The organism is Synechococcus sp. OH2, assembly GCF_047462155.1.
Taxonomy (GTDB): domain Bacteria; phylum Cyanobacteriota; class Cyanobacteriia; order Thermostichales; family Thermostichaceae; genus Thermostichus.
Genome location: NZ_JANSIR010000047.1, coordinates 1 through 6,145, shown reverse-complemented (window position 1 = coordinate 6,145; position 6,145 = coordinate 1). Strand labels below are relative to the sequence as shown.

The 6,145-nt window shown below is 61.8% G+C and carries 7 protein-coding genes and 1 tRNA gene; 2 read left to right on the top strand and 6 right to left on the bottom strand.

The window, feature by feature from the left end:
- Together NW835_RS03500 and psb28 are read left to right on the top strand one after the other, a co-directional pair.
- Positions 1-1,264, top strand: a 1,264-nt coding sequence (locus NW835_RS03500) for a glycerate kinase (RefSeq protein WP_414414533.1), incomplete at its 5' end; no start/stop codon positions are given.
- Positions 1,265-1,476: 212 nt separating this feature from the next.
- Positions 1,477-1,791: a photosystem II reaction center protein Psb28 gene (gene psb28, locus NW835_RS03495; protein WP_414366731.1), complete on the top strand. Its 315-nt coding sequence runs from the start codon at positions 1,477-1,479 to the stop codon at positions 1,789-1,791.
- Between the two features lie 5 nt (positions 1,792-1,796).
- On the opposite strand, the gene gatA is transcribed toward psb28, so the two are convergent.
- The 6 genes from gatA to NW835_RS03465 form a co-directional block, all read right to left on the bottom strand.
- On the bottom strand, positions 1,797-3,329 hold the full coding sequence (gene gatA, locus NW835_RS03490) for an Asp-tRNA(Asn)/Glu-tRNA(Gln) amidotransferase subunit GatA (protein WP_414414532.1): 1,533 nt from the start codon (positions 3,327-3,329) through the stop codon (positions 1,797-1,799).
- Between the two features lie 142 nt (positions 3,330-3,471).
- A complete protein-coding gene (locus NW835_RS03485; protein WP_414336537.1) occupies positions 3,472-3,789 on the bottom strand; it encodes a hypothetical protein in 318 nt (105 codons plus the stop codon).
- Between the two features lie 81 nt (positions 3,790-3,870).
- Positions 3,871-3,943 (bottom strand) — tRNA-Ala (locus NW835_RS03480).
- Positions 3,934-4,602 (bottom strand): Uma2 family endonuclease, encoded by a 669-nt coding sequence (locus NW835_RS03475; protein ID WP_414414531.1) that lies wholly within the window; start codon positions 4,600-4,602, stop codon positions 3,934-3,936. The genes NW835_RS03480 and NW835_RS03475 overlap by 10 nt, the downstream gene beginning before the upstream one ends.
- Positions 4,603-4,679: 77 nt before the next feature.
- Positions 4,680-5,117, bottom strand: a complete 438-nt coding sequence (locus tag NW835_RS03470) for a hypothetical protein (protein ID WP_414399027.1) — start codon at positions 5,115-5,117, stop codon at positions 4,680-4,682.
- A gap of 97 nt (positions 5,118-5,214) precedes the next feature.
- Entirely contained in the window at positions 5,215-5,514 is a 300-nt protein-coding gene (locus NW835_RS03465) for a ferredoxin (protein WP_414336541.1), read from the bottom strand.
- Between the last annotated feature and the right edge of the window lie 631 nt (positions 5,515-6,145).

The following is a 6,145-nucleotide window of genomic DNA, read 5'->3' as shown; positions in this document are numbered from 1 at the left end:
CCCCACCCGCCTACGCGGTGGGGTAGTTCATTCCATTCTCTCTGTTGCCGCCGAGGACGTTTTAGGGCTGATGCTGGGTAGGGGTTCACCAGACGAGGGATCCGAGTTCAGCCGCCCGCCTCGGCGGGTTTTGATCTGCCCGGATAGCTTCAAAGGATCCCTGACGGCCAAGGAGGCGGCAGAGAGCATCGCCCGCGGGATCCAACAAGTGTTGCCCCAGGCCGCGGTGGAGCTGCTCCCTCTGGCCGATGGGGGCGAGGGCACCCTAGAGATGCTGCTGCCGGCGCTGGGGGGAGAAAAACGAGGGCTGTGGGTCAGCGGCCCGCTGGGGGATCCCGTCTGGGCCGAGTATGGCGTGGTAGGCGAGCGGGCGCTGCTGGAAGTAGCCCAGGTGGCCGGCCTAACCTTGGTGCCTCCCCAGCGGCGGGATCCCACCCGCACCACCACCTATGGCCTGGGGGAGCTGTTGCGGGCCGTCTGCCGGGATCCCATTGCTGAGATTTGGATAGGGCTGGGCGGATCCGCCACCGTGGATGCCGGAGCAGGCATGGCCCAAGCCTTAGGCTATCGCCTCCTGGATGGGGCTGGGGATCCCATTGGCTGGGGGGGAGGGGAGCTGGCCCGGCTGGCGCGCATCGAGCCGCCCAAGCAGCCTGTTTGGCTGGGCAAGTGCATCCGCGGCCTCTGCGATGTGCAGAACCCCCTCACCGGCCCGTTGGGGGCGGCTGCCGTTTTTGCGCCCCAGAAGGGCGCCACCCCCCAGCAAGTAAGGCAGTTGGAGCAGGCCCTGCAGCACTGGGCCAGAGTAGTGGAGCGCGACCTGGGCCGGACGGTGGACGGGATCCCAGGGGCCGGCGCTGCCGGTGGGCTGGGGGCAGGGCTGGTGGCCTTTTTGGGAGCCACCCTGGAGTCCGGGATCCAGCTCTTGGCCCAGCACTTGGCCCTGCCGGAGCGCATGCGTCGCTGCGACCTGGTGGTGACCGGCGAGGGCCGCCTCGATGAACAGAGCACCATGGGAAAGGTGGTGGGGGCAGTGCTGGAGCAGGCGAGCGCGGCACAGAAGCCCTTGCTCATCCTCTGCGGCCAGGCCACCCCGGCAGCTCGGGCTAACTTGACTGCCCGATCCCTTCCCATCAGGGTTGGCGCCCTCTGTGACCGGATCCCGGATGTGACCGAAGCGCAGCGCCAGGCCAGCCACCATTTGGAGCAGATGGCCGCTTGCGAGTTGAAAAAGTTTCTAGCCGGGGATCCAGCCGTTATATAGTCATTGCAAAGGGTTATGGAACAGCCTGTCCGTTGCTCTCCAGCTCCCCTCTCCCTGAGGGAGAGGGGCCGGGGGTGAGGGGAGCTCCCTCTGGGACAGGGAGTGGTGTGGTCGCGTGAGCGGTGCGGAGCGCTTGGGCCGCTAGCGACAAAGTATCTCAATCGTGTTTGGAACAACTATAATGGCCTGAATGGGTTATTTTTTTAAAAATCATGGCCACTATTGAGTTTTCTCCCGGCATTCCAGAAGTGCCAACGCAGGTGCGGCTGCTGAAATCCAAAAATGGCAAGCGGGGATCCGCCATTTTTCGCTTTGAGGAGCTGAAGTCCGACACGCAAAGCATCCTGGGCATGCGGATGATCGACGAGGAAGGGGAGCTGACCACCCGCAACATCAAAGCCAAGTTCTTGAACGGGGAATTCAAGGCCCTGGAAGTGATCTACGACATGGAAACAGAAGCAGAATGGGAGCGCTTCCTGCGCTTTATGGAGCGCTTCTCGGCAGCCAACCAGATGGGCATGGCCTAGGGGGCTCAGCTTTTGGATTTTTTGCTCCCCTTGGCGGACTTGCTCTTGGCTTTGGGCTGTTTGGGAGCGGTTCCCTGGGCCTGCTCAACGGGGGGCTGTCCCAGGAGAGGTCGCTGCTTGTGCCAGTCAGTGCTCTGCTCGTAAGCATAGGCCACCCGCAGCACCTTACTCTCCTGCAAGACGTTGCCTATGATCTGCAGGCCGATGGGCAGACCGTTGGCAAAGCCACAGGGCAGGCTCAGCCCCGGCAAGCCCGCCAGGTTGACCGGGATCGTCATCAGGTCGCACAGGTACATGCTCAAGGGATCCTCCCGCTCGCCGCTTTTGAAAGCCGGCGTGGGGGTGGTGGGGCTGACCAACACATCCACCTTCTCGAAGGCGCGCAGAAAATCTTGCTTGATCAAGGTGCGCACCTTCTGGGCCTTGAGGTAGTAGGCATCGTAGTAGCCGGCAGAGAGGGCATAAGTGCCGATCATGATGCGCCGCTTCACCTCCGGCCCAAAGCCGCGGGCGCGGGTCTTGCCATACATAGCCAAGAGCGAGTCGGCAGGTTCCCGCAGGCCGTACTTGACGCCGTCGTAGCGGGCCAGGTTGGAAGAAGCTTCCGAAGGAGCAATGATGTAGTAGGTAGCTAGACCGTAGCGAAAGCTGGGGCAGTCGATCTCCAGGATCTCTGCCCCCAGCTCCTGCAGGTGTTGGATGGCCGCTTGCACAGCCGCGCGGGTCTCTTCCCCACACCCTTCCCCCAGCAGGTCGCGGATGACGCCAATCTTGAAGCCTTTGATATCGGCGATCAAAGCCTGGCTATAGTCCGGGATCTCCACCCTAAGGCTGGTGGAGTCCATGGGGTCGTGGCCGGCAATCCCCTGCAGCAGCAGGGCCACATCCTCCACCGTGCGCCCAAACGGCCCCACCTGATCCAGAGAAGAGGCAAAGGCCACCAGCCCATAGCGGGAGACCAGCCCGTAGGTGGGCTTGAGGCCAACCACGCCACAGAAGGCCGCCGGCTGGCGGATCGATCCCCCCGTATCCGATCCCAAGGCCACCACCGCCTGGTCTGCCGCCACCGCCGCCGCCGACCCGCCTGAGGATCCCCCTGGCACCCGCGTCAGATCCCAGGGGTTGGCAGTGCGCTGAAAGGCGGAGTTTTCCGTGGAGCTGCCCATGGCAAACTCGTCCAGGTTGGTCTTGCCCACCATCACCATGCCGGCTGCCGCCAGCCGCGCCGTCACCGTTGACTCGTAGGGCGGCACAAACCCCTCCAGAATCCGAGAAGCACAGGTGGTGCGGATCCCTTGGGTGCAAAGGTTATCTTTCACAGCCAACGGGATCCCGGCCAGCGGACCAATCGCCTCCCCGGCGCGAATGCGGGCATCCACCGCCCTAGCCTGTTGCAGCGCCAGCTCCTCCGTAACAGTAATAAAGCTCTTGAGCTGCGGCTCCAGTTGGTGCAGGCGCTCCAGGTATTCGCGGGCGATCTCCTCGGCCGAGCGCTCTTTGCTCACCAACTGGCGGTGCAGGGCACGGATAACAGACATATGGCAAACTCGCTAAGGAAGGGAAAGGCCGATCGAGCAACGTCAAAGTTCTCTCTAGAGTAATCCAGCACGGATCCCTACTAACTCCCCTCTCCCTCAGGGAGAGGGGCCGGGGGTGAGGGCCAGCGCGGAGCGCTTGGGCCTACCGCCGTTCCAAAAAATCGCGGCGCAGATCTCGAATCTCCTGCCGCATCTCCCTCATCTCTTGGGCCATCTCGTCAGTGCGCCGTTCCAGAGCTTCAGTTCGGCGCTCCAGGGCATCCGTGCGGCGCTCGATAGCGCGGGTGCGCGCATCAAAGCGATCCATGGACTCGCGGAAAAACTGAGCCAGCATTGCCTGCCCTTCTCGCAGTTCTTGAATCAGAAGCTGCTGATTTTGTTGGACAAGACGTAGCTCCTGCTGGGCCGCTTGCAGCTCTTGAACAGCGCGGATCAGCCACTCTTCTTGTTCCGGAGTCATTATCAACTAGAGCGAGAGGATGCCAAGATCCTACCACCAACTCCCCTCTCCCTCAGGGAGAGGGGCCGGGGGGGGGGGCAATGGAGAGTAGGGAACTCGAATCCCTGACCTCTGCGGTGCGATCGCAGCGCTCTACCAACTGAGCTAACTCCCCGTGGTTTTACCAGAATAACCCAAGTCCGCCGCCAAGATCTCCCCCGCCTGCAGCTCCAGCCCTGCAAAAACCTTCGAGGGCACCCGCTCGGATCCCTTCAGCTCCAGCAGGTCGTACCAGCCCTCGTGCAACAGCAGCAGGCTCACCTTCTCCTCCATCGGATCCACAATCCAGTACTCACCAATGCCCAAAACACAGTATTCCGCCCGTTTGGCTCGGTAGTCCGCCGCCCGGCTTGATTCGCTCACCACCTCCACCACCAACAGCGGCGGCGGATCCTCCAAGCGAATGAGAGCCTCTCGGGATCCCATCTCCTGCCACTGCTGCAGAGGCAGCACCACCACATCCGGGATCCGCACCGTATCCCAGCGGTTGCCCCGCGGCGACTGGATCCCGATAGCCATCGGCTGAGAAGTCCACGGCAGCCCCTGGCGCCGGATCTCAACTCGAAAAGCGGTATTGAGGAAATCCACAATCTGACCATGCCGTCCGGTTGGAAGGGCCATCGGCACCAACTCCCCCGCCACCAGCTCATAGCGGGTATCGCCGCCATCGGAATACTTGAGGTACTCTGCCAAACTCAGGCGAGCCGCTGTCGGCCCAGGAACGGATCCTATCGTCAAAGCCACAGCCGCCTCCAAAAGCCACTCTGCTGCCATCCTAACCCCCCTCTCCCTGAGGGAGAGGGGCCGGGGGTGAGGGTCATCCCTCAGGGAGAGGGGATGGGGGTGAGGGGCTATCGCCGTTCCAAAAAATCGCGGCGCAGATCCCGGATCTCCTGCCGCATCTCCTTCATCTCTGCCGCCATCTCGTCGGTGCGGCGTTCAATAGCCCGAGTGCGCTCGTCAAAGCGATCCAGCGCCTCGCGGAAAAACTGCGCCAGCATCGCCTGCCCCTCGCGGACTTCCTGAATCAGAACCTGTTGATTCTGTTGGACAAGGCGCAGCTCCTGCTGAGCAGCTTGCAGCTCTTTTTGGGCAGCCTGCAGCTCTTGAACGGCCCGGATTAACCACTCTTCTTGCTCTGGAGTCATCGTCAAAAAGCTCAACAGAGGATAAGAAAACCCTACTCCCCTCTCCCTGAGGGAGAGGGGCCGGGGGTGAGGGCTGGGAGAGGAGTCGGGAGTAGTCGCCTGCGGCGGCGCGGAGCGCTTGAGGCTGCCGGAAAGGAGCACCCAAAACAAAAAACCCCTCTCCCCCAGGGAGAGGGGCCGGGGGTGAGGGCGTCCCCCAGGGAGAGGGGCCGCGGGAGAGGGATCGGGGGTGAGGGCCTCAGTACAGCGCCTCTTCTTGATGGGTGATGATGGTGCAGTCAGAAGTAGGGTAGGCCACGCAGGTTAACACATAGCCCTGCTCGATCTGATCGTCATCCAGGAAGGATTGATCGCTTTGATCCACCGTGCCACTCACCAGCTTGCCGGCACAGGTCGAACAGGCCCCGGCGCGGCAGGAATAGGGCAGCTCGATCCCTTGCTCCTCCGCCACATCCAAAATGTACTCGTCATCCGGCACATCGATGGTGACGTTCAAGCCTCGCTCTTCGTTGATCAGAGTGACCTTGTAGGTAGCCATCCTGGTTGGGTCTCCAGAAAAAACATCCACTCCTCATCCTGCCACCCTTCTGCCCCGGATCAAGCACCATTTTTCAGAGAAATAGGTAGATCTCCCGGTTTTTTAGAGTTGGATCCGAGAAAACCTTGCTGGGCAAAGATTCCGGCCACGTCTCACCTCCCTCGGCCAAGCCTCAACCCAGCCTATGGAGCAGAGTTGTACGAAGCAGTAGCCACAGGCAAGCTCATGCTATCGTCTGTGACCCAGATCACTCCCCATTGGCCCGGAAAAAGTCGATAACTCTTGCCAAAGCTGCCGCATCTGCCTGTATGATTAGCAGAGTAAACAGGCTAGCCACCAAACTGGCGTGTCTGCGTCTCCCCTCGATTGGCCATTTCTCAGAAAGCTTAGGTTGCCCTGAGCGAGCCGATCGGGTAATGTGAGGGAAGTGTTCAGCCGAACTCTACTTTTTGGTTAAGAGGAGAAACATGAACGGAACAATGCACAAGTGGCTGCTCAAGTCACTGGGGTCTCTGTCTCTGGCATCGACGGTGGTGCTGCTGCCCATGCTGCTCACCGGTTGCGGCGAAGATAGCTCCGGCACGTCGGTGCCCGTACCTCCCCCGCCCCCGCCTCCGCCGCCAGCTCCCCC

Bases quoted from the DNA above. Each gene is read 5' to 3' on its own strand.
- psb28 (WP_414366731.1), top strand. From the start codon at position 1,477: ATGGCCACTATTGAGTTTTCTCCCGGCATTCCAGAAGTGCCAACGCAG.
- NW835_RS03475 (WP_414414531.1), bottom strand. From the start codon at position 4,602: ATGGCAGCAGAGTGGCTTTTGGAGGCGGCTGTGGCTTTGACGATAGGA.
- gatA (WP_414414532.1), bottom strand. From the start codon at position 3,329: ATGTCTGTTATCCGTGCCCTGCACCGCCAGTTGGTGAGCAAAGAGCGC.
- NW835_RS03465 (WP_414336541.1), bottom strand. From the start codon at position 5,514: ATGGCTACCTACAAGGTCACTCTGATCAACGAAGAGCGAGGCTTGAAC.
- NW835_RS03485 (WP_414336537.1), bottom strand. From the start codon at position 3,789: ATGACTCCGGAACAAGAAGAGTGGCTGATCCGCGCTGTTCAAGAGCTG.